We start from the raw sequence: 22,420 nt of genomic DNA, 5'->3' as shown, positions 1-22,420 counted from the left end.
GGAGGAACGACATGACCATTCATAAGAAAGGTTCGGCGCATTGGGAAGGCGATATCAAAGGCAAAGGCACCGTCAGCACCGAGAGCGGCGTGCTGAGCCAGCAGCCTTATGGCTTTAACACCCGTTTTGAAGGCGCCAAAGGCACCAACCCGGAAGAACTGATTGGTGCAGCGCATGCAGCCTGTTTCTCTATGGCGCTGTCGCTGATGCTGGGCAACGCGGGTCATCCACCGGAAAGCATTGATACCACGGCCGACGTGTCGCTGGACAAAAAAGGCGATGGCTTTGCCATCACCAAAGTGGCACTGACCAGCACCATCTCTCTGCCAGGCATTGATGAGTCGACCTTCGACGAGATCATCAATAAAGCCAAAGCGGGCTGCCCGGTTTCTCAGGTACTGAACGCGGAAATTACGCTGGATTACACCCTGAACAACTGATGCCGGTAACGGGTCGCCTTTTGGCGGCCCGGGCGTTATGCTATGCCTCACCGGTCCTGTTGCTGACCGGAACAGATGCGCCTTCTGGCGCATCTTCGCTTTCTGACCAGAGGAAACTGAGGTGACGAGATACCGGGCAGCCAAAAAGTACTGGAAGATGGTGCTGGTTCTGTTGTGCATCTGTGGCGCGCTGCTGCTGATTCGCTGGGCTGCCATGATCTGGGCCTGAACAGATGAAGGGGATTGGCCGCCACACGCTGGGCATATTATTAATGGTGATTATTGTGCTGGAAGCGGTTCACTATCTGCTTACTGCCTCATGGCTGCCGTGGCGATAAACGCGCTCAGACAAAGGCATCCTCGCGCCTTTTAGCCCGCACATCGCTGCGCGCAATGCGATAAGCCTTGCGCGGATCGCCTACCACAAACTCAAAGGTTGGCGTGTAGTAAAATGGCAGCCAGCCGCCATAGCTGCTCTCCCACTCCCAACGGACGGGGCAGGGCCACAGAATGCCATCATACAAAAGATAGTAAACCCAGCGTCCACCAGGACGACGGGGGCGTGATGTTTTCATGGGATTCACAACGATAATGGTTAACAACAGCTTATATTTTGTACGCTAAAGCGTCAGCTTGCAACGTTACAGCCCTGCTTTATTGAACCTGGCCCTGAATTAGCGATGTACTTCGCCGCACAGCAGTACCACATTCGGTCTGACTTTATGAATGCGGTTCGCCATCGTTTCACAGTCGACCTTCGTCGGATAGATGCGCTCTGATACCGGCAGCGCCTCGCAGGCATCGTAGCCGCATGCGCTCACTAACAACACAAATCCTATCAACATAGATCCTCTCCTTTACACGGTCTGGTGGTCCGGACTGTGGTGCTTTTTATCCCTTTTTAACATCCAGTATAGACAAACGTGCCGGGGCGGCATTGTCAGTGTGAGCTATGGTCCGCCAGCCAGGGTGTGATGCGGCGGCCTGTAAGGTGTGTCAGAAGGGGCGGGCCTGGCGCTAGCCTGCGAAATACCAGGCGGGCAGCAGCGCAATCAGGTTATTCAGCGTGTGCAGGAAGATGGGCAGCGCCAGACTGTTACTTCGCAGCCGGGCGTAACAGAGCAGTAGCGAAAACAGCGTCAGGGCGATAAGGGTCTGCCAGTGCACATACTGCGTATGCATCACCGCAAACAGCAGTGAGGTCAGCAGCATACAGGCAAAGCGGCTCCGTGGCGCCCACAGCAGAAAGCCCTGCAACAGAAAACCGCGGAACAGCACCTCTTCAAACACCGGTGCGAGCAGCACGGCGGTGAGCAGCAGAATTAGCAGCGAATTGCGTCCCTGTTGGGCCTGCATCACCAGCCATCCTTCCGGCTGCATGAACTGCATCTGTGCGGCCATCAGAACAAATAGCGCGCCAGTAAACAGCAGAGTTTGCAGCGTGCAGAGTTCACCCAGCGGCAGGTCGGTGCGGCGCTGGCAGTAAAAGCGGTAAAGCGGATAGATAACAGCAAATTCAAACAGGCAGAGCACCGGCACCAGCAGGCCGTCATTACGCAGCACGCTGTAATTAGGGAACAGCGTGATCAGCATGGTAACCAGGTAATAGACCACAAAGCTGCCGACGTAGAACAGCGTCAGTGTCACTCTGTCGGAATTGATATTCATAGGCGACTCTGCCAGCGAAGGTTAGCGCATAGTAGCAATGCACCAGATCGCTGTCGAGTCAGCCTGTAACACAATATTTAAGCGCAAAATGTTAACCGCAGACTAAACACCCGCGCGCGTGAGCCGATAACTGAGGAAACTAATCTGGTCAGCACTGCATGTTGTATTGCAGGCCCGTCATCTCAAACTCTGACTGTGTAGTGAGCACTCTTAATGACTTCTAACCCTCCGGCGCCACCCTCGCCTCCATTCAGTCATGCCGCTGAAGACCGCACTGTCCGCTTTACGCGGCGCAGCCTGCGCACGCTTTCGCTGCTGCTGTTTGGCGTGCTGGTGCTCTCGATGCTGATGGTGCTGACGATTGCGCAGCGGCAAAACAGCGTATCGGTTGAGCATGACCAGTTGCTGATGCAGCAGGCGTGGAAAAATCGTCAGGAGGCGATGGTCACGGATATCCGGGACTATGCGTTCTGGGGCGAAGCCTGGCGCAATCTCCATGTCAGGGTCAACAAAGTCTGGGCTTATGACGAAGAGAACTTTGGTCCGGGCCTCTACGAAGAGTATCACTATGAGGGCGTATTCGTGGTCGACGGCAACGGTCACACCACGTACAGCGTCATTAATGGGCAGCTGGTGGATACGCCGCTGGAAGCCTGGCTGGGAAAAGAGGCTCCAGCGCTGATTGCGGCGGCACGTCAGCGCAACGACGCGGCGATAACCCGTGATGCGCTGATTAATCATCTGCCCGCCATTGTGGTTGCCGCCCCCATCGGCAGCGGCAAACTGACGAATATGCCGCCGATGGCGGGGCCAGCGTCAGTCATGGTGTTTGTGAATCTGTTCACCCCTGCCAAATTACAGGCGCTGGGCGCCACGCTGGATGTGCGCGAACTGCGCCTGCCCGTCAGTGCAGGGGATGCCCTGCGTGAACCGCGGATGGTGCAACCGTTACCTGGTGGCGATCTGATTGTGCTGCGCTGGACGCCAAAGATGCCTGGCATGGGCCTGGTCTGGTTTCTGTTACCACTGCTGATGCTCATGGCGATCATCATTGGCATAATCACCCATCGCGTCAGCCGCCATGCGCTCTCTAATGCGATTCTCTCTGACCGGCGCTTTGCCCTGCTGGCGATCAGTCAGCAGGAGCTGGCCAACAGTGAAGCGCGGTTTCGCGATCTCGCTGAGGCGGCGTCAGACTGGATCTGGGAAACGGATGAAGAGGGCCGCCTGATTTACCTGTCAGCGCGCTTTCAAACCGTGACCGGCCACGATATTACACACTGGCTGGGCCGTCACATCGATCACCTGCTGACGCATCCCAGCCATTCGCTGGTCGCCTGGCTGCAGCGTCAGGAGGAGGAGGGGCAACGGATGCCACTGCGCTGTCAGTTTATGTCGGCGCACGGCAACCGCCGTATCGGCCAGCTGGTCGCGAAAACAATCTGGCATGAGGCGCGACGTATCGGGTTTCGCGGCACGGTATCGGACATCACTCAGAGCATGGAAGCCGAGGCGCGCATTCATTTTTTGTCGCGTCACGACGTCTTAACCGGCCTGTCGAACCGCGTACAGCTGCAGGAGTTTCTGACGCTACACCTAGAGCTGCCTGATGGCGCTGCGCCGCTGACGCTGATTACCCTCGATCTCGATCAGTTCAGGCCGATTAATGAAACCTGGGGCCATGCGGCGGGCGATGAGGTGCTGAGCCAGATAGCGCAGCGTCTGAAGCGCTGTATCGGCCCGCAGGAGCTGGTGGCGCGGCTGAGTGGCGATGAGTTTGTGCTGGTATTGCGTGAAACGAACCGTGAGCGGGTCGATCAGCGTTGTGCTCAGCTGGTGCATGAGGTTCAGCAGCCCATCAGCACCGGCCAGCATGTCCACTATCTCACCGTCAGCATGGGGATTGCCTGTGTACCGCAGGATGCCAGCCATCCGGAAGCGCTGCTGCAAATGGCGGATATCGCGCTGAATGAAGCGCGCGAAGCGGGACGCAATCAGTGGGTCTGGTATGCCAATGAGATGGCCAGTCAGCGTGAGGATAAGCGTGAAATGGCGCGGCGGATTGAGAAAGCGCTGAAGAACAATGAATTTCGCCTGCACTACCAGCCCCGCTATCAACTGCTGACGGGTCAGCTGGCAGGTGCTGAGGCGCTGATTCGCTGGCAGATTGCGCCGGATGAGTGGATTACCCCCGATCACTTTATTCCGCTGGCGGAAGAGAGCGGTCTCATCGCCACTATCAGCGACTGGGTGTTGATGCGGGCGTGTGAGGATGCGCTGGGATGGGGGGGCGATCGCTATGTTTCGGTTAATATTTCGCCCATGGAGTTCCGCACCAGCGATTTAGTGCAGCGGGTTGCGGATGTGCTGGCGAAAAGTGGCCTGCCGGCTACGCGGCTGGAGCTGGAGATCACGGAGAACGTGACCTTTGAACATCCGCAGCATGCGCTGGAGGTGATGCAGGGTTTACGGTCACTCGGGGTAAGGTTAACCGTTGATGATTTCGGCACCGGCTATGCGGCCCTGGGCTACCTGAAGACCTTCCCGTTTAATGGGCTGAAGATCGATCGCTCCTGGATGAAAGATTTCCCGGAGTCGCAGCAGGCACAATCGGTGGTCGCGGGGATTATTGCGCTGGCACGCGCCTTTGCCCTGACAATTACGGCTGAAGGGATTGAGACAGAAGCGCAGCTGAATCAGCTTAAACAGCTTTCGTGCGAAGAGGGGCAAGGCTACTTCCTCGGTCGACCGATGCCGCTGGCTGCATTCAGTACGCTTCTGGAAAGAACCGCGCAGAATCAGGCTGAACCCGTTTAACGGACTTTGACCGCCACGGCGGTCATCAGCATTGCGCAGACGACAAAAATAATCAGTTCCATCATGACCTCCACAGGACTAAGACTATTCTTAATATTGTAGTTTCCTGGAGTGCTTTTTTTAGGCAATGAGTGCGATTAATCTTAAAAGATGACCTGTGCTGCGACCCGTTTAATGCTGCTGTAACAACTTTACTTTTTAGGGGTTCAGGTCAGCAGGTGCGCTTTGCTACTCTTGGGGCAGGGTTTTACACGTCCAACAGGAGAATAAACGTGAAATTTTATGGAAAAGGGCTGCTGGTAGTGGGGCTGTTTGCATTAACCGCCTGTCAATCTGCCTCTAAGCCCGATACCGCCAGTGTGGCGCAGGATCCGGAAGCTGACCGCTGTGGTGCCTCTCAGTTTCAGAATTATGTCGGTAAACCGTTAACCGCGCTGCAGGGTCAGCACTTCGAACAGAAGGTCCGCGCCATTCCCTATAATTCTGCCGTCACCATGGACTTCAACCTTAATCGGCTGAACTTCCTGGCTGACAAAAATGGCAATATCAGCTCAGTTTATTGTGGTTAACGGCAAAGATGTCATAGGTTTGTCATAACGGCAGGCGAGGATAGCAGCGCGTTTAAGAAACTTCCTCGTCACACAATAGATAGTGCTCGTCTTGTTTATTCCCGCCCCGGCGGGAATTTTTTTAGCGGCTTCGGGCCGTAACAGGAGCAGAGAAGATGAAACGCATAATCGGGGCACTTCTGCCCGCATTGTTACTCAGCAGCACACTGGCGCAGGCTTCCAGTGAAGAGGCCTGGCAAAAGAGCCGTCAGGTGATGGTGCAGGCCTGCATTAACGCCAGTCATCTGAGCAAAGTAAAGGTGCTGGGCGAGGCGATCGAGTATGACGACAACACGGGCTACAGCGCACTGTTGCTGGAAGGACGCTATCCCCAGCCGCAGATGAAAAATAAGCGTGGACGGGAGCTGTGCCTGTTTCAGCGCAGCAGCGGACGGGCCAGTATCAGCGAAGCGGATAAATTGCGTTGGGTGAAGTAGGTGGTGGGTTTACGCCTCCGGCTGCGTGTCGATTAACTGCGCCAGCAGGGTGCGATAACGCTGCAACTGCGTCTCGTCGCCTTCCACTTCCAGTTTATCGATAACCCGCGCAATAAGGGCTTTATTGGTGGCGGGTTCTCCCGCTTCCATTATTTCACGCAGAATCACCGCCAGCAGATCGGACTCAGGCGGTATTCGCCAGTCCGGGCTGTTAAAATAGTCGCTGATAGCACGGCTGGCGCTGTCAGGTTGTACTCTCATTACCCACCTCCGCTAAAACAAGACCCCCTCCCTTACACCTGAGCATAAGGGCGTTTAACCATGAAATAAGCTGGTTCGCCTCAGCGTAGCCGGACGGTCTGCACCGTTTTTTGCGGAGGATGTCGCGCCGATTAAAAAGATTGCCACACCGCCGCGGCTGGCGGTTTTTTAAACATAGAAGCGGGGGGAAGAGTTGTCAGTAACAGAATGACATATTTTTCTATATTGACGGGGCGGGTCAGGGAAGATTGCGTCCGGCCAGACCATCGCCCGCGTGCTTCGCGCTAAAAACCCGGCGGGCTGGAAAATTTGCGCCGGTGATTGCGCTGAATCAAAGAGGAATCCGATCTTTTGCCATTTGTGCCATGTTTTGTCGGTCACGCTGAGAATAGCCGCGTTAGACTGAGCATTCCCTCTCTTTAAAATATCTGCTCATGCCACGCACTATAGAACCCTGGAAGATAAACCTGATCTCGGTCTGGTTTGGCTGCTTTTTTACCGGCCTGGCCATCAGTCAGATCATCCCGTTTCTGCCGCTCTACCTTGAGCAGCTTGGCGTAACCGGTGGCGAATCACTGAGCCTCTGGTCGGGTCTTACCTTCAGTATCACCTTTGTGGTTTCGGCGGCCGTAGCCCCGCTGTGGGGCAGTCTTGCCGATCGCAAAGGCCGTAAGCTGATGCTGCTGCGCGCCGCTTTTGGCATGGGCGTGGTAATTCTGCTACAGGCTTTTGTCACCGAAGCCTGGCAGTTGCTGCTGCTGCGTGCCCTGATGGGGCTGACCTCCGGATATATTCCCAACGCCATGGCGTTGGTGGCCGCTCAGGTGCCGCGTGAACGCAGCGGCTGGGCGCTGAGCTGTGTCTCAACCGGCCAGATTGGCGGGGTGATTCTGGGACCGATGCTGGGCGGGCTGCTGGCAGACTGGGTCGGTTTGCGTACGGTGTTTATTGTCACCGCAGCGCTGCTGATGGTCAGCTTTCTGGTGACGCTGTTCCTGATCAAGGAGACCGGTTACACCCCGGTGAGTAAAAAGGAGAAGCTCAGCGGACGCGAGGTTTTCCGCTCGCTGGATAATCCAAAACTGATGCTCTGCCTCTTTTTCACCACCATGGTGATCCAGATGTGCAACGGATCGGTGAACCCGATCCTGACGCTCTTTGTGCGGGAACTGGCACCCACCGCTGAGAATATCGCTTTTCTTAGCGGGGTCATTGCCGCGCTGCCTGGCGTCTCTGCACTGCTGGCCGCGCCTCGTCTGGGACGACTCGGCGATCGCATCGGCACGCAACGTATCCTGCTGGCAACGATGGTCATCTCGCTGCTGCTGTTTATCGCCATGTCGTTTGTCACCAGCACGACACAGCTGGGGGTATTACGTTTTCTGCTGGGCTTTGCCGATGGCGCGATGATGCCCGCGGTGCAGACGCTGCTGGTGCGTCACTCGCGTGACAACATCACCGGCCGGATCTTCGGCTACAACCAGTCCTTTATGTATCTCGGCAATGTCGCGGGTCCGCTGCTGGGCGCCGCGGTGTCGGCGGTGGCCGGTTTCCGCTGGGTCTTTTTTGCCACCGCCGTGGTCGTGCTGATTAACGTGCTGTTTCTGAAGCGCTTTTACCGGCGTCCGAAGACAGATCTGCCCGCGTCGGCTGACAAATCGTCAGTTCAGCCTGCCAGCGCTGCTGAGTCAGTAAAAACTCAGGACTGACGCTGGGGCTCCAGGAGTCATCGCCGCCGACACCCATGTGGCAGGCATCCAGATGCAGCCAGCAGCCCGCTTCCGGACGCAGATGGTGGCGGTGTGATGCCTCCCGCAACTGCTCCAGGCTGAAACGGCTCAGTGAGAAAGCGAAATCGCCGCTGACCTGCCAGCTGCCGCTGTCGAGCTGACGGGTGCCGCAGCGCAGACCGTTCTCACCCGGGAAAACATAAGGCGTTGAGAGCTGATCCAGCGGCAGCTCCCAGCGGGAAAACTGCGCGGCCAGCTGGCGATCGGGATAGTTTTCATGCGGACCCAGGCCGAGCCAGCTCACCTGTTGTGGTATCTGCGTCAGCTCACAGCGTAATCCGATGCGCGCGGGCGGCGGCAATCCACGCGACTGCTCAACGGAAAGCTGCAACTGCAACTCACCCTGCGCATTGATCAGATAACGTTTACGGCTGATAAAGGCGATCTGGCCATGGGCGAGCCAGCTGTGCAGCGTCTCAATCTGCACCGCCTGTGGCAACGCATTCGCCGTCATCGACACCAGCTGGCTGCTCATCTGGTCATAACCCGCTGCTTTCCAGCGCTCGACCCAGGCATTGGGATCAACCCGTTCCGCTTCGCTGGTGCCAATGTCATTGTCCAGCGGGGCGCGAATAAAGCAGTCCTGAAGCGGTGAAAGCAGTGTGGGCTGTTCATCCACAAACCACTGCGTCAGTTCGCCGCTGTGGCGTGAAAAATGCCAGCGTTGCTGCTGATGGGTGATGACAATCTCACGGGTATCATCGTGCAGGCCCGGTGCGTGGCCGCTCTCCGGCTTTGATGGCAGCGCCAGCGACGAGGGCAGCGCCCATTGGTGCCAGGCGACACGCCAGCCAGCGGTGCTCCATTGGGTCGGTTGAATCTGATGAACCGCGACGTTCAGCCAGGATTCGCCCTGTAATGCTGGCGGTGACGGCAGCGTGATCCGCTGCTGGCCCTGTGGAACGATATCCAGCGGCACTTCTCCTTCCGTTACTACACGACCCGCCTGTTCGATGCGCCAGCGCAGCACTTCGTTGTCACTGTGGCGGAACAAATAGTCGCTGCTGACCGTAAAGCTCAGCGGATCGCCGGGATCGACGTCAAACTGCCAGAACTGCTGGGCGCACTGCGCCTCATAAAGCGCCGGATGCGGCGTGCGATCGGCAAATACCAGCCCGTTCATACAGAACTGACGATCGTTGGGTTTATCGCCAAAATCGCCGCCGTAGGCCTGCCAGGGTCCGCCCTGATCGTCATAGCGGGTCAGGCTCTGATCAACCCAGTCCCAGACGAAGCCGCCCTGCAGACGCGGAAACTGGCGGAAGGCCTGCCAGTACTTAGCAAAACCGCCAAAGCTGTTGCCCATGGCATGCGCGTACTCACACAGGATCAGCGGACGCGTCTCACCCGGCAGACCGATCCACTTTTTCAGCGACCATTTCGGCACCGCCGGGAAGGGCTGATCTTCATCAACCCTGGCATACATCGGGCAGATGATATCGGTAGCAGCGGTATCCGCACCGCCGCCTTCATACTGAACCGGACGGGTTGGATCGCTGCTTTTTACCCAGCGGTAGAACGCATCGTGTGTGGCACCATGTCCTGACTCATTGCCCAGCGACCAGATAATAATGCTGCAGTGATTACGATCGCGCTGCACCATGCGCGTCACGCGTTCGCTATAGGCGGCAAACCAGCGGGGATCATCGGAGAGCCGGTTCATCGGCTGCATGCCGTGGGTTTCGATATTGGCCTCATCCACCACATAAAGCCCATACTGATCGCACAACCGGTACCAGAGCGGATGATTAGGATAGTGTGAACAGCGCACCGCATTAAAATTGTGCTGCTTCATCAGCTCGATGTCGCGGCGCATCGTCGCCTCATCCACCACCTGACCGCGCTCCGGATGATGTTCATGACGGTTGGTGCCACGGATCAGCAGCGGTTTGCCGTTCAGGCAGAGCAGGCCGTTATCGATGGTGACCTGACGGAAGCCGACATCATAGGCTTCCACCTCGATCAGCTGTTGATTCTCATCCAGCAGCGCCAGCGTGGCGCGATAGAGATGGGGTGTTTCGGCACTCCACAGCGCAGGCTGTTCCACCGGCAGGCTGAGCAGGGCGCGTTCGGGATAGTGACCCCGCTCGTCAATAATGGCACTGCCCAGCGGCTGCTGACACTGAGCAATCTGCTGGTCACCCTGCCACAGCGTCAGACGCAGCTGATAGCGCGAACTGACGTCAGCTGGCAGAGCAACACGAACCCGGGCACGCAATTCGGCACGGTAAAACTCCGGGCTGAGCCGGGTTTCCAGCTGAACATCGGCCAGATGCACCTGCGGTTTATGCATTAACGTGACATCACGGAAAATACCGCTCATTCGCCACATATCCTGATCTTCCAGATAACTGCCGTCGCTCCAGCGCAGCACCATTACTGCCAGCCGGTTTTTGCCCGGCCGCAGATAAGGCGTCAGGTCGAATTCAGCGGGCAGACGACTGTCCTGAGAGTAGCCAATCCAGTGTCCGTTGCACCACAGGTGAAAGGCCGAGTTTACGCCGTCAAAAATGATGCGTGTCTGCCCATTATCCAGCCAGGCTGCGTCAGCGCCGAATGTGAGCGAGTAACATCCGGTTGGATTCTCTGTGGGTACCAGTGGAGGATTGACCGGAATCGGATACTGCACGTTGGTATAAATGGGCGCATCGAAGCCGTGCATCTGCCAGTTGGCCGGAACCGGAAGGGTCGTAGTGTCCGGCAGATCCTGCAGTAACCAGCTGGCCGGGACCGCTTCAGGCTGCGTAAAATAACGGAAACCCCACTCTCCGTTGAGGCTCTGCAGTGACGCCGAGGGGCTGTCATCCCGCGCGGCTACTTCATCTCGCCAGCTGGCGAATGGCGGGTGCGCATCCAGCCGATGCAGCGAGGTCACTACCGGATTTTCCCAGTCGCGCCGGGAGAGGATGTCACTGAAAGCAGCCTGAGAGAGAGTCATGTTTATATCCTGTAAATGTAATGCGCTCACAATGCGCAAAATTACGCCGCCTGTAAAGTGTTCACCCTCCCGATTTGCACAAATAATTTGTGCTGTAATCCAGCCGGGATGTTGAGATTGTGCCGCCTTAATGGTGGTAAATCGTTAAGTCTGGTCAGCAAAGATGAATAGTCGCCGGATGCGGAAGAATCTCACTTGTCGCCATGCAGGTGGCTCCATACACTCAGCCCGATTTCATCACCCTGAGGTAGATATGGTACGAATCTTTAAGCTGGCTGCCGTTGTGGCATTGGTTACTGCATTAAGCGGATGTATTTTCCCGCCTCCAGGCGGCGGTGGCGGTGGCTGGGGCGGACACGGCCGCGGACCAGGCCGCGGATTTGTCGATCCTCGCTAAGCAAAAGACCGATTTCGGGCGGGCGAAACGTTTAACCATAGCGTTGATTGCAGGGAAAACGTTTCGCTCGCAAGGTTAGCCGGAATCGTCTGAGCAGACGGTGAGGAATGCGGGCTAACTCACTGAAAAAAGTAGCGGTTACCCTCTGTTTTTTTAACCAGCGTGGTGATAATTTCAGCTTTTCTCCACCGCTGAGATAACAGCATGAAAAATCTGATTGCTGAATTGCTGGTAAAGCTGGCTGAAAAAGAGGCGACAGCCAAAGAGCAGATGGCGCAAATCGAAGCGCTGGAGATTGTTGTTACCGCACTGGTTCGCAAGCTGGAGCCGCAACAACATCTGGCTATAACCACCAGTATTGAAACCGCAATAGACAATGTGGCCGATGCCGGAGATGAAAATGCGCAACTGCTGCGCAATTACATCGAAAAGTTACTCCGCCATCCTCGTCAGTAACAATCCCAGTGCCAGACTGGAATGGGATCTTCACATCACTTTGACCTGAAACATTTTCCGCTTTGCTTATTCGCTGCCAGAATAACAAAGGACAATCCACTGTGGAGATAACAAGATGAAAGTCGGTTTAATGGCGATGATGATGGCGGGTCTGCTGGTCAGTGGACTGGCCGGTGCGGCGGAAAAGACCCCGCAGCAGGAGAAGATGACGATGTGTAACCAGCATGCTAAATCACAGGATCTTAAAGGGGATGCGCGCAAAACCTTTATGAGTGAATGCCTGAAAAAGGACAGCAAGCTGTCGCAGATGTCACCGCAGCAGATGAAAATGAAAAGCTGTAACGGCGAAGCTGGTGATAAAAAACTGGCGGGCGATGCGCGTAAAACCTTTATGAGCCAGTGCCTGAAAAAAAGCTGATTATCCCCACGGCCACGCAGGTGGCCGCTTCTCCTTCCCGCGCAATGCTGATTAAATTCCATTCTATAACAGCATGTTAACCTTCTGATAAGCATTCATCGCCAGGCTTCCCGGTTCTTTTGCCACACTTAATGTTTGTGGGGATTTGCGCAGCACTCTGTTTTGCCGCGCAGCACAAGACAAGAACCGTTAAAGGAGCCATGCCGTGAACTATCAATTTACCGTCGACCTGAACGATCTGCCCCAGCGCCAGCCGGTTAAAAAAACGCTCGGCGAGGTGGAAGTGTTGCTGATCCGCGAAGGTGACAATGTACGTGCTTATCAGGCGAAATGCCCGCACGCAGGCGCGCCGCTGGAGCAAGGCGCGATTTGCGGCGATCGGCTGGTCTGTCCGTGGCACAAAGCCGCGTTTAATCTGGCCAGTGGAAAAATGTGTGAACCGCTGGCGTTAGCCGATCTCAAACAGTATCCGCTACGCATTGAAGAGGGCCGGGTGCTGGTGAATCCGAAAGCGATGTCCGCCGCGGCGCCGATTGGCAGTGGGGCAGAAGCACCGGTCTATGTGGTGCTCGGTGGTGGGGCGGCGGGCGGCGCGGCGCTGTGGCGTCTGCGCCATGAAGGCTTCAAAGGCCGCGTGATTCTGGTTGAGCGGGAAGCGGATGCGCCTTACGACCGCACCGCGCTGACCAAATTTGTGCCGTCGGGCAAAATGGATATCAGCGAGGTGCCGCAGCTGCTGAAAGCGGATGTGATGGATCACGTTGAACGACTTCAGGCTACCGTGAGCCGCCTGGATGCCCAGCAGCAACGGCTGATCTTCGAGGATGGCGAGGCGCTCGCCTTCGACAAACTGCTGATCGCCAGCGGCGCGACGCCAGTCCGCCCCGATTTGACGGGCAGCGATCTCGATGGGGTCCATCTGCTGCGCAGCAAAGCGCAGACCGATGAGCTGCTTCAGGCGGTGGATGCCAGCCATAAAATCGTGATTATCGGCAACAGTTTTATCGGCACCGAACTGGCGTCGGCGCTGCGTAATCGTGACATTGACGTGACGATAATCGCCCGACAGGCGTTGCCCTTTGCTAAACAGTTTGGCGATCAGATTGGCCGCTATTTCTATCAGCTGCATGAGCAGAACGGCGTGAAGTGGGTGCAGGGCGAGATCGAAGCCTTACAGGGCGACCAGCGGGTGAGTGGCGTGCAGCTCAAGGGCGGACGGTTGCTGGACGCGACGGTGGTGCTGTTTGCCACCGGGGTTAAACCGGCTACCGACTTTATCCACGATCTCCCGCTGGCAGAGGATGGCAGCCTGCAGGCGGATGAGCAGTTGCGGGTCGCTGACAATATCTGGGTGGCGGGAGATATCGCCACGTATCCGTCGGCGCAGGGGCCGCTGCGCATTGAACACTATCGCGTCGCGCATCAGCAGGGACAAACCGCCGCATGGAATATGCTGGACCAGACCGTCGCGTTTGATCGTGTGCCGTTCTTCTGGACTACGCAGTATGGCACCCGTTATGAGTATCTGGGCCATGCCAAAGAATGGGATTCATTCCAGCTGCTCGGCTCGCTGGAGGATAAAAAGTTTATGGCGTTTTATGGCCAGCAGGGGAGGCTGGCGGCAATCTGCTCATGCGGCATGTATACGCTGACCGCTGAGCTGGTGGAGCGGATGCAGCAGCCGATGACGTTTGCCGACGCGGTGGCGCTCTGTCAGGAACAGATCCGTTAATATCTGTTAAGCTGGAGGCAAGGCGGGCCAGCGTGCGGGGCCGCCTTGCACATCCTTTGTTGAGCGGTTAGCTGCGGCTCAGTTTCTCTGACTTCGCCATGCACTGCAGCATCGCTTCCATCACCGCCGAGCGCATGCCTTTCTCTTCCAGCACTTTCACCGCTTCGATGGTGGTGCCGCCCGGAGAGCAGACCATATCTTTGAGTTCAGCCGGATGTTTTCCGGTGGTCAGCACCATCTGCGCCGCCCCTTTCACCGCCTGTGCAGCAAACTGATAGGCCTGAGCGCGTGGCATGCCGCCCAGTACGGCCGCATCGGCCATCGCTTCGATAAACATAAACACGTAGGCCGGCGCAGAACCGCTGACGCCGACCACGGAGTGAATCAGATATTCATCCACCACGGCCGCTTTGCCGAAGCTCTCAAAAATCGCTATCACCTCGTCGATTTCCGCCTGCTCAACCAGCACGTTGGGCGTGACCGAGGTCATGCCTTCGCTGACCAGCGAGGGAGTATTCGGCATCGCACGGACAATTTTACGATCGTAACCCAGCACCGATGAGAGCGAATCGAGCGTCACCCCAGCCGCAATCGACACCACCAGCGCCTCTTTTTTCAGGCTGCCTGTCAGCTCTTTTAAGACTTTCAGAATGACATTGGGTTTGACCGCGCCGAACAGGATGTCCACTTCACGCGCCAGCGCTTCAGCGCTCTCTGCTGCGTTGATGCCATACTGCTCTGCCATCGCCTGGTTGGTCTCTGCTTTGCGATCGTAAACGAAGATATCAGACGGGGCGATTTTGCCGCTGTTGACCAGTCCGCCGATAATGGCTTTCGCCATATTTCCCCCGCCGATAAACCCGATTTTCTTTGCCAGCATCGCCATCTCCTTAGGACATTATTCGTTTTTCTCAGTGAGCTAGCTTACTTCAGCCAGCCTGAATAACAAGTCAGCCGGGCGCAGGCTGGAAAGCACGCCGCAAATAAAATTTGCCATTTAAGGGGAACCCGGCAAGATCTTACTCTTCTCTGACTGTAAGGAATCATGATGTTTATCTGGGTCGATGCCGATGCCTGTCCGAATGTAATCAAAGAGGTGCTCTACCGCGCAGCCGACCGCACCGCAACTACCATCACTTTTGTGGCGAACCAGTTTCTGCGTGTGCCGCCCTCACCGTATCTGCGCACCCTGCAGGTGCCTGCCGGATTTGATGTGGCGGACAATGAGATCGTCAGACGTTGTCAGCCAGGCGATCTGGTGATCACCGCCGATATCCCGCTGGCAGCAGAGGTGATTGAGAAGGGTGCGGCGGCGCTGAATCCGCGCGGCGAGCGTTACTCACCGGCGACGATACGTGAACGCCTGACGATGCGGGATTTTATGGATACCCTGCGGTCAAGCGGCGTGCAGACCGGCGGCCCCGCGGCGATGAGTCCGCGTGACCGCCAGCAGTTTGCAAATGAGCTGGATAGCTGGCTCACCCAGCAGAAACGCTGAAGTTAAACGAAGCTGTCGTCGTCGTAATCGTTGCCGCCAAAATCATTGAGATCGCTGTTGTCGGCATAATTACTGTCCCAGCCCGTATTCTGGTCGAGGAAGGCGTTGTCGTTACCGCCGTTAAAGGTATCGGCATTGTCATCGCCACCGTTGAAGGTGTTGAGATTGTCATTCACATCGGGCAGGGGTGGTTCATTGATGATGTTCACAATCTCTTCCGGCTGTGAATGGTGGAACATGCTGGTCAGCATATCGGCCATCACCACACCGCCCGCCACACCCACAGCTGTCTGCAGTGCGCCGCCGAGGAAACCGGTGCCGCGTGGTGCAGGCGCTTGTGCAGGCGCATATTGCGGCTGAGCCGGTTGCTGTGGCGCACTGTTCCACGGTGACGATTGCTGTTGCTGCTGCACAGGCGGCTGCTGACGCGAACCGCTGCCAAACAGCCCGGACAGAAAGCCGCCGCTGCTCTGTGCAGGTTGCTGCTGCTGTTGCTGGGCCAGCTGGCTTTCCAGCGCCGATACTTTCTCATTGAGTTTTTTCAGCGCCGCTTCCTGAATCAGGATCGCCTGTGCCATGTAGTAAGGCGCGCCCGGCTGCGCCTGCAGATGCTGGTTAATCAGTTGTTCGGCAGCGGCATCGCGTGCCACGGTCTGGCTTTCAGCCTGTTTCAGACGGCTGAACAGCCCTTCGATCAGTTGTTGTTCTTCGCGTTGCATGATGACTCTCCTGTGGCGATTGTTACCAGTATATGTGGGCGCCAGCGTGAAAAGTAAAATCGGGGCAGTAAGCAAATATTGCCGACGCATTTTAGCCGCTCTTTTGCGGAGTTTTTATCGCTCTGTTACGGCCCTGATGCACAAAACGTGCATGCATTTCCCCTTGAAAACACAAAGATTGTCGCTGTTCAGGGGACGAAAATGCGTAAATCGTGCCTGACAGGTAGAGGCCATAATAATTTCCAGTTATTATGCGTCGCATTAATAAGCTCACCATGCAGCCGCATCGCGCGGTCAGGCGGAGGAACGGCCCTGATGTCACTACCCATCTTTTTGATTGGCGCTCGCGGTTGCGGCAAAACCACGGTCGGCGAGGCGTTGTCGCGGGCGCTGGGCTACGCCTTTACGGATACCGATCACCATCTGCAACTCAGCACGCAGCGGAGCGTGACGGAGATTGTGGCGGAGGAAGGCTGGGAAGGTTTCCGCGCCCGTGAAACGGAATCGCTCAAAGCGGTAACGGCACCCGGAACCGTCATTGCCACCGGCGGCGGCATGATTCTGGCTGAAGAGAACTGTCGTTTTATGCAGGAGCAGGGCCAGGTGATCTGGCTTAGCGCGTCCCCCGAGGTGCTGGCAGAGCGGCTGGAAAGTGAACCTGAAGCGGCCCAGCGTCCGACCTTAACCGGCCGTCCGATTGCTGATGAGATGAGTGATGTGCTGCGTGAACGTGCGCATCTCTATCAGGCTGCGGCCCATCATCAGGTGAATGCGATGCAATCGCCCGAGTGCGTGGTAGAGGAAATTCTGCTGTCACTCTCTCTGGCGCGCGCCAGCTAACCCTCAGATTTTTCCCGCTTTGATCCCGCTTCAGACGGCATTGTCTATACTTATCCTATGACAGGCAGCGGCCTGTCCTGTGGAATGTTATTCAGACAAGAGGGACACAGTATGCCGACCAGACCACCGTATCCACGTGAAGCGAAAGTTGTGCCAGTTGAAAAGGGCACTGAAGGTAATAAAGTAACCTCTTACGAATTGCGTGCTGATCATCCCAAACCGAATTCATTAATCAGTGAGCACGAAACGGAAGAAGAAGCGCGTGACGCTAAAGCGCGCTACGAAGACGTTGAAAAAGAGTAAAGCTTCACTGCTGGCAGGGACGCCAGCCTGTTACACCGGATAACTGCTTATTACTGACCCGCCTGACGCTGTGCCTGAACCACGCCTCTTTTTACTCCTACCTGCAGTCGATCGGGTTATTTAAGAAGCGAAATTGACGCAGATTTACTGTCGAATGCTCTCTGCGTATGCTTCTGTTCTGCACTCTCCTTGTCTCACCAGATAAAGCCCCGCTAATCATTTTTATCCCCTTATTTTCTCTGCTGCCGATCTCTGTGTGAGTCAAATTGTCGCTTGACCGATTCAGCGCCACGCTTTATTTTCATCAAACCAACAGAGGAACTTAGTTCCATATAGTGGAACACGTAACATGACCACACTTGAAAATGCTGCCGCCGTACTTCGATTGTTTCAGCACAAAGGTGTGACGCAGGGGCATGTTGGTCTCTCATTCAGTGAGGTGGTTGAGGCGTTAAACCTGCCAAAAAGCACCGTTTCGCGTCTGCTGGCCACCATGGAAAGTCAGGGGCTGCTGGAGCGGAATGCGGATACGCGCGGTTATCACATTGGTCGCGTATTGCTGGCTGCCGCCGGACATTATCTTTCGGCACCGCTGGTTGACAGCGTTTCAGCGGCGATGGTCAGGCTGGCTGCGAAGACCGGCTGCATGGGTTACGTGTCGAAGCTCGACGGGCGGGAAGTATTAGTGATGCGTATGTTTCATGGGCGTCACTTTACGCAGATGGTCACGCCGCCGGGCAGTCGGATGCCGGCTGCCGCGACCTCAACCGGCCGGGCGCTGTTAGCGCAGTTAAGTGATGAAGAGGTGCTGGCGCGCTTCCATGATCAATGGCAGGTCGCATCAGCGAACTCGCCGCAAAGTCCTGAGGCACTCTGTGCCAGACTGGCTGAGATCCGCCAGCAGGGTTGGTCACTGGCCCGAAATGAATCGCTGCCAGGCATCAGCTCGCTGTCAGTTATTGTTCATAACAAACATCATGGCGAAACGGTGGCACTCTGCCTGTCGTTTCCGTCTATGGAGTCTGAACCGGGTTTCCCGTCAGAGCTCCTTGAAGCATTACGCGCAACGGCCACAGAGATGACCGAAAAATATGGCGCGTAACTTCACACCGTTTTTATCGGCGTAGTACTTTCGCCACACCAGGGAAAACAAAGGCCTTCGGGCCTTTTTCTTTCAATCTGATCGCCACGCTTTACGCAGCACCCCGGTTGCCTGTGTCCGTCTCTCATTGCCTCCTGTATCGGTTCAGCATGCGGAGGGACGACCATCTGTAGTGGCTGTTGCAATCTCTGTGCGCATCAGAGCAGTGAAACTGATAACCGGCGTAAACCGGCCAGCGAGCGGGTAGACGTTATTTCATTTCTTCTGGACAAGGACTGGCGGGGACATATGGAACGGGTAAATCCGATTAAGCACGTTGGCGTGGCACTGGTTTTAATTCTTCTCTCCATCGCGGGTGCCATTATTGGCATTCAGCTGATTACCACCATTGGCGTAACGCCTAACACCTCTATTATCGGCGCGCTGTTTGCCATGCTGCTGGCGCGTATTCCGCTGCAGGCATTTCGCCGTTATCGTTCAATTGAAATCCAGAACCTGGCGCAGACCGCCATCTCTTCAGCCACCTTTGGGGCGGCGAACAGTCTGTTGATGCCGATTGCCGTGCCCTGGGCGCTGGGTGAACCGCAACTGGTCCTGCCGCTGTTCTGTGGCGTCAGCGCCGCGATGCTGCTGGATGCCTGGCTGCTCTATCGGCTGTTTGATACCCGCGTCTTTCCGGCCAGTAATGCCTGGCCACCGGGCGTTGCGGCAGCAGAAGCGATCAAAGCGGGTGATAAAGGCGGACGCCAGGCGTGGCTGCTGGTGCTGGGCATTGTGGGTGGCGTCGTCGGTGCCATGCTGAAGATCCCGATGTCCGCCTTTGGCACCGCGTTTATCGGCAATATCTGGGCACTGTCGATGCTCGGCATCGGTTTTCTGCTGCGTGCCTATGCGCAGCCGGTGGCCGGTATTGATATTAATGCGCTCTATATTCCGCATGGCGTGATGGTCGGTGCCGGTCTGGTGGCGCTGATTCAGGTCGTGATGGTGATCCGCAGCCGCAAAAATGATGCGCTGGTGGTGAGCCGTAATGGCAATGAGGTGCAGCGGGCGCTGGGTTTCGGCAGCGTGGGTTATATCGTGATTTCCGCGCTGCTGGCGCTGGCGGGCGGCCTGTGGAGTGAGATGGGCATCGCGATGCTGCTGCTGTTTGTTCTTTATGCCGCGTTTGCTGCTTTCGCCCATGAACTGATTGTCGGCATTGCCGCTATGCACTCCGGCTGGTTCCCGGCCTTTGCCGTAGCGCTGATTACGCTGATTATCGGCATTCTGATCGGCTTCCCACCGCTGGCGCTCTGCCTGCTCTGCGGCTTTACCGCCGCCACCGGTCCGGCGTTCGCCGATATGGGTTATGACCTGAAGGCGGGCTTTATCCTGCGCGGCAACGGTGCCGATCTGCAGCAGGAGCTCTGGGGACGTCGTATTCAGCTCATCGCAGCTATGATCGCCTTTGTTGTGTCGATTCCGCTGGTCTGGTACGCCCATACCTTCTTCTTTGCTGACAACCTGCTGCCGCCTGTAGCGCGGGTGTATGCCAAAACCATTCAGGCGGGTGCTGAGCCAGGTATCGCCGGTAATCTGCTGATGTGGGCGATTCCGGGGGCCATTATCCAGTTGATCGGCGGGCCGAAACGCCAGCTGGGCGTGCTGCTCGCCACCGGTTTATTAATTAATAACGCCATGGCGGGCTGGGCAGTGGTGGTGGGGATCGCCTTACGCATCATAATCATCCGGATCTGGGGCGAGCGGGGCCGGTCGCCTATGGAGGTGATGGCGGCAGGCTTTATTGCCGGTGATGCCCTCTACAGCTTCTTTCATTCGCTGTTTGCCAGCAGCAGCAAGAAATAAAAGGATAAAGCATGAGTTTGCAGCAGACCCTGGCGGTTTTTGAGTTACTGGATAGCGCCCACATTGACGGACAGCAGGTGGTGGATCTCTTCGCGGCGTATCCTGATGTTGATGCCCGCTTTACCCGTGTCTCCGGTCCCAAAGGCCGCACCGATTTTGTGCGCATTGATATTCCGGGGACGCAGGGCAAATCAGGCGGCGGCAGTGCACCGACGCTGGGGATTATTGGTCGCCTTGGTGGCATCGGCGCTCGTCCTGGTCGTATCGGCATGGTGTCAGATGCGGATGGCGCGATCGCGGCCGTTGCCAGCGCGCTTAAACTGGCGCAGATGCAGAGCAAAGGCGACAGGCTCGATGGCGACGTCATCATTACCACTCATATCTGCCCGGATGCGCCAACGCGGCCGCATCTGCCGGTCGATTTCATGGACTCGCCGATTGACGATGTCACCATGAATGATAATGAAGTGGTGGCGGGTGTGGATGCGATTCTGTCAATCGACACCACCAAAGGTAACCGCATTATCAACCACAAAGGCTTTGCCCTGTCGCCGACGGTGAAAGAGGGCTACATCCTGCGGGTTTCGGAGGATCTGCTGCGCATCATGGAGATGACCAGCGGCCGTCCGGCGGTGACCTTTCCCATCACCACGCAGGATATTACGCCTTACGGCAATGGGGTTTATCACCTCAACAGCATTCTGCAACCTTCTACCGCCACGGATGTGCCGGTGGTGGGGGTGGCGATCACTGCCGAGTCGGTGGTGCCGGGCTGCGGAACCGGCGCCAGCCATGAAGTGGACATTGCGGCAGCGGCGAAGTTTGCCATTGAGGTGGCCAAGGAGTTTGGTCGTGGAACCTGTCACTTCTACGACGCCGAAGAGTATGCGCGGCTGATTTCACTCTATGGCAGCCTGGCGCATCTGCGTCACCGGAATCACTAAGATGACGAAACCACTGGTAACGCTGACTATCGGCCAGTCTCCGCGCAGCGATATTCTGCCGCTGCTGCGGCAGCATCTGCCGGATGCGCTGACCGATCACGCCGGTTTACTGGATGGACTCAGCGCGGCAGAGATTGCCACACACTTCGCGCCAGCTGCGGACGACCGGGTTCTGGTGTCGCGGCTGCAGAGTGGCGAACAGGTGCGGCTGGCGGCCTCGAAAGTGGAGCAGGGATTGCAGCGCAAAATCAGTGCGCTGGAGCAGGCGGGCTACGCGACCATTCTGCTGCTCTGCACCGGTGAATTCAGCAGGCTCCGCACCCAGCGTGCGCTACTGCTGGAGCCGGATCGCCTGATACCACCGCTCATCTGCGCCATGGTGCAGCAGCAGCGGGTCGGCATTGTCGTGCCGGTTGAGGAGCAGATTGTTGAGCAGGCAGGTAAGTGGCAGCAACTGCCCGCGCAGCCCTGCTTTGCGGTCGCCAGTCCCTATCAGGGCGATCAGGCAACCTTCGCCGATGCTGCAAACCGTCTGAAAGCGCAGGGCGCAGCGCTGGTGGTGCTCGACTGTATGGGTTATCACCAGCAGCATCGGATAGGGTTACAGCAGCGGCTGGGCGTACCGGTTCTGCTCTCTAATCAGCTGGTGGCGCGCCTGGCGGCGGAGTTGCTTTCCTGATTGAAGAGATCACAAACGGCCATCATTTCGCGTGACAGATCAGCGGGTTCCCTTCTACACTGCCAGACACACAACATGTGCTCTGGAGAACTATTATGCTCAACGTAAGTGAGTATTTTGACGGAAAAGTTAAGTCTATCGGTTTTGACAGTGCGAGCACCGGACGTGCCAGCGTGGGCGTAATGGCTGAAGGCGAATACACATTCGGTACCGGCCAGCCGGAGGAGATGACCGTGGTCAGCGGCTCGCTTAAGGTATTACTGCCAGGTGAAACCGAGTGGAAATGGTTTGAAGCGGGTTCGGTGTTTAACGTGCCGGGTCACAGCGAATTTCATCTGCAGGTTGGCGAGCCAAGTTCCTATCTCTGCCGTTACCTGAAAGATTAAAAAAATGGCCGCTTAGCGGTAATGCTGGTCAGTTAAGATTAGATTTGTAAAGGCTGCCACGTTCAAACGTGGCAGCCTTTTTTCTGGCCGAGCAAGCCGCAGTGCGGGCCAGCGCACCTCTGCTGCTGCCGGGCCGTCC

At 56.8% G+C, this 22,420-nt stretch carries 24 protein-coding genes; 17 read left to right on the top strand and 7 right to left on the bottom strand.

The window, feature by feature from the left end:
• Positions 1-11 precede the first annotated feature (11 nt).
• Both HFD95_RS20180 and yniD read left to right on the top strand, forming a co-directional pair.
• Positions 12-440, top strand: coding sequence for an OsmC family protein (locus HFD95_RS20180; RefSeq protein ID WP_010255233.1), 429 nt, complete (start codon positions 12-14; stop codon positions 438-440).
• Between the two features lie 121 nt (positions 441-561).
• Complete coding sequence (yniD, locus tag HFD95_RS22325; RefSeq protein WP_022625163.1) at positions 562-669, top strand: small membrane protein YniD; 108 nt, start codon at positions 562-564, stop codon at positions 667-669.
• Between the two features lie 115 nt (positions 670-784).
• Here the strand turns inward: yniD and HFD95_RS20175 are convergent, their stop codons facing one another.
• From HFD95_RS20175 to HFD95_RS20165, 3 genes are all read right to left on the bottom strand, one after another.
• Complete coding sequence (locus HFD95_RS20175) at positions 785-1,015, bottom strand: hypothetical protein (protein WP_029519422.1); 231 nt, start codon at positions 1,013-1,015, stop codon at positions 785-787.
• 99 nt (positions 1,016-1,114) lie between these two features.
• Positions 1,115-1,285: a hypothetical protein gene (locus tag HFD95_RS20170; RefSeq protein WP_003850083.1), complete on the bottom strand. Its 171-nt coding sequence runs from the start codon at positions 1,283-1,285 to the stop codon at positions 1,115-1,117.
• Positions 1,286-1,457: 172 nt separating this feature from the next.
• Complete coding sequence (locus HFD95_RS20165) at positions 1,458-2,108, bottom strand: CPBP family intramembrane glutamic endopeptidase (RefSeq protein WP_111533474.1); 651 nt, start codon at positions 2,106-2,108, stop codon at positions 1,458-1,460.
• A gap of 213 nt (positions 2,109-2,321) precedes the next feature.
• Here HFD95_RS20165 and HFD95_RS20160 point away from each other — a divergent pair, with 213 nt between their 5' ends.
• From HFD95_RS20160 to HFD95_RS20150, 3 genes are all read left to right on the top strand, one after another.
• On the top strand, positions 2,322-4,925 hold the full coding sequence (locus HFD95_RS20160) for an EAL domain-containing protein (protein ID WP_010255240.1): 2,604 nt from the start codon (positions 2,322-2,324) through the stop codon (positions 4,923-4,925).
• Positions 4,926-5,197: 272 nt separating this feature from the next.
• A complete protein-coding gene (locus tag HFD95_RS20155; RefSeq protein ID WP_010255242.1) occupies positions 5,198-5,494 on the top strand; it encodes an I78 family peptidase inhibitor in 297 nt (98 codons plus the stop codon).
• A gap of 155 nt (positions 5,495-5,649) precedes the next feature.
• Positions 5,650-5,970, top strand: coding sequence for a hypothetical protein (locus tag HFD95_RS20150; RefSeq protein ID WP_010255244.1), 321 nt, complete (start codon positions 5,650-5,652; stop codon positions 5,968-5,970).
• Positions 5,971-5,979: 9 nt separating this feature from the next.
• On the opposite strand, the gene HFD95_RS20145 is transcribed toward HFD95_RS20150, so the two are convergent.
• Positions 5,980-6,231 (bottom strand): biofilm development regulator YmgB/AriR family protein, encoded by a 252-nt coding sequence (locus HFD95_RS20145; RefSeq protein WP_010255246.1) that lies wholly within the window; start codon positions 6,229-6,231, stop codon positions 5,980-5,982.
• Between the two features lie 434 nt (positions 6,232-6,665).
• On the opposite strand from HFD95_RS20145, the gene HFD95_RS20140 reads away from it, so the two are divergent.
• Positions 6,666-7,940 (top strand): multidrug efflux MFS transporter, encoded by a 1,275-nt coding sequence (locus tag HFD95_RS20140; protein WP_022625160.1) that lies wholly within the window; start codon positions 6,666-6,668, stop codon positions 7,938-7,940.
• On the opposite strand, the gene HFD95_RS20135 is transcribed toward HFD95_RS20140, so the two are convergent.
• On the bottom strand, positions 7,822-10,959 hold the full coding sequence (locus tag HFD95_RS20135; RefSeq protein WP_167430648.1) for a beta-galactosidase: 3,138 nt from the start codon (positions 10,957-10,959) through the stop codon (positions 7,822-7,824). The two genes, HFD95_RS20140 and HFD95_RS20135, sit on opposite strands and share 119 nt — an antisense overlap.
• 601 nt (positions 10,960-11,560) lie before the next feature.
• Here HFD95_RS20135 and iraP point away from each other — a divergent pair.
• From iraP to HFD95_RS20120, 3 genes are all read left to right on the top strand, one after another.
• Complete coding sequence (gene iraP, locus HFD95_RS20130; protein WP_010255252.1) at positions 11,561-11,812, top strand: anti-adapter protein IraP; 252 nt, start codon at positions 11,561-11,563, stop codon at positions 11,810-11,812.
• A 115-nt stretch (positions 11,813-11,927) separates the two neighbouring features.
• Positions 11,928-12,230, top strand: coding sequence for a PsiF family protein (locus tag HFD95_RS20125; protein WP_010255256.1), 303 nt, complete (start codon positions 11,928-11,930; stop codon positions 12,228-12,230).
• 205 nt (positions 12,231-12,435) lie between these two features.
• On the top strand, positions 12,436-13,962 hold the full coding sequence (locus HFD95_RS20120) for an FAD-dependent oxidoreductase (protein ID WP_167430647.1): 1,527 nt from the start codon (positions 12,436-12,438) through the stop codon (positions 13,960-13,962).
• Positions 13,963-14,029: 67 nt separating this feature from the next.
• Here HFD95_RS20120 and proC read toward each other — a convergent pair whose 3' ends face one another.
• Positions 14,030-14,842 (bottom strand): pyrroline-5-carboxylate reductase, encoded by an 813-nt coding sequence (gene proC, locus HFD95_RS20115; RefSeq protein ID WP_010255263.1) that lies wholly within the window; start codon positions 14,840-14,842, stop codon positions 14,030-14,032.
• 168 nt (positions 14,843-15,010) lie between these two features.
• Between proC and HFD95_RS20110 the strand changes: the two genes are divergently transcribed.
• Entirely contained in the window at positions 15,011-15,460 is a 450-nt protein-coding gene (locus HFD95_RS20110) for a YaiI/YqxD family protein (protein ID WP_010255266.1), read from the top strand.
• A gap of 2 nt (positions 15,461-15,462) precedes the next feature.
• Here HFD95_RS20110 and HFD95_RS20105 read toward each other — a convergent pair whose 3' ends face one another.
• Positions 15,463-16,179, bottom strand: coding sequence for a DUF2076 domain-containing protein (locus tag HFD95_RS20105; protein ID WP_010671175.1), 717 nt, complete (start codon positions 16,177-16,179; stop codon positions 15,463-15,465).
• A gap of 315 nt (positions 16,180-16,494) precedes the next feature.
• Here HFD95_RS20105 and aroL point away from each other — a divergent pair, with 315 nt between their 5' ends.
• The 7 genes from aroL to ppnP all read left to right on the top strand — a co-directional run bounded on the left by aroL (position 16,495) and on the right by ppnP (position 22,281).
• Complete coding sequence (aroL, locus tag HFD95_RS20100) at positions 16,495-17,019, top strand: shikimate kinase AroL (protein ID WP_010255270.1); 525 nt, start codon at positions 16,495-16,497, stop codon at positions 17,017-17,019.
• Positions 17,020-17,130: 111 nt separating this feature from the next.
• The gene (locus HFD95_RS20095) at positions 17,131-17,322 is read left to right on the top strand and encodes a YaiA family protein (RefSeq protein ID WP_010255272.1); all 192 of its coding nucleotides are present in this window, start codon (positions 17,131-17,133) and stop codon (positions 17,320-17,322) included.
• Positions 17,323-17,671: 349 nt separating this feature from the next.
• A complete protein-coding gene (locus HFD95_RS20090; RefSeq protein ID WP_010255274.1) occupies positions 17,672-18,424 on the top strand; it encodes an IclR family transcriptional regulator in 753 nt (250 codons plus the stop codon).
• Between the two features lie 288 nt (positions 18,425-18,712).
• Positions 18,713-20,272, top strand: a complete 1,560-nt coding sequence (locus HFD95_RS20085; protein ID WP_052272146.1) for an OPT/YSL family transporter — start codon at positions 18,713-18,715, stop codon at positions 20,270-20,272.
• A gap of 11 nt (positions 20,273-20,283) precedes the next feature.
• The gene (locus HFD95_RS20080) at positions 20,284-21,216 is read left to right on the top strand and encodes a DUF1177 domain-containing protein (protein WP_010671177.1); all 933 of its coding nucleotides are present in this window, start codon (positions 20,284-20,286) and stop codon (positions 21,214-21,216) included.
• A gap of 1 nt (position 21,217) precedes the next feature.
• Positions 21,218-21,895 carry an AroM family protein gene (locus tag HFD95_RS20075; RefSeq protein WP_167430646.1) on the top strand — a complete coding sequence of 226 codons (678 nt, stop codon included), beginning with the start codon at positions 21,218-21,220 and terminating at the stop codon, positions 21,893-21,895.
• A 95-nt stretch (positions 21,896-21,990) separates the two neighbouring features.
• The gene (gene ppnP, locus HFD95_RS20070; RefSeq protein ID WP_009091800.1) at positions 21,991-22,281 is read left to right on the top strand and encodes a pyrimidine/purine nucleoside phosphorylase; all 291 of its coding nucleotides are present in this window, start codon (positions 21,991-21,993) and stop codon (positions 22,279-22,281) included.
• Positions 22,282-22,420 lie beyond the last annotated feature (139 nt).

This window comes from Pantoea sp. EKM10T (genome assembly GCF_011800685.1).
Taxonomy (GTDB): Bacteria; Pseudomonadota; Gammaproteobacteria; order Enterobacterales; family Enterobacteriaceae; genus Pantoea; species Pantoea agglomerans.
This window is presented reverse-complemented; position numbering and strand designations above follow the sequence as displayed.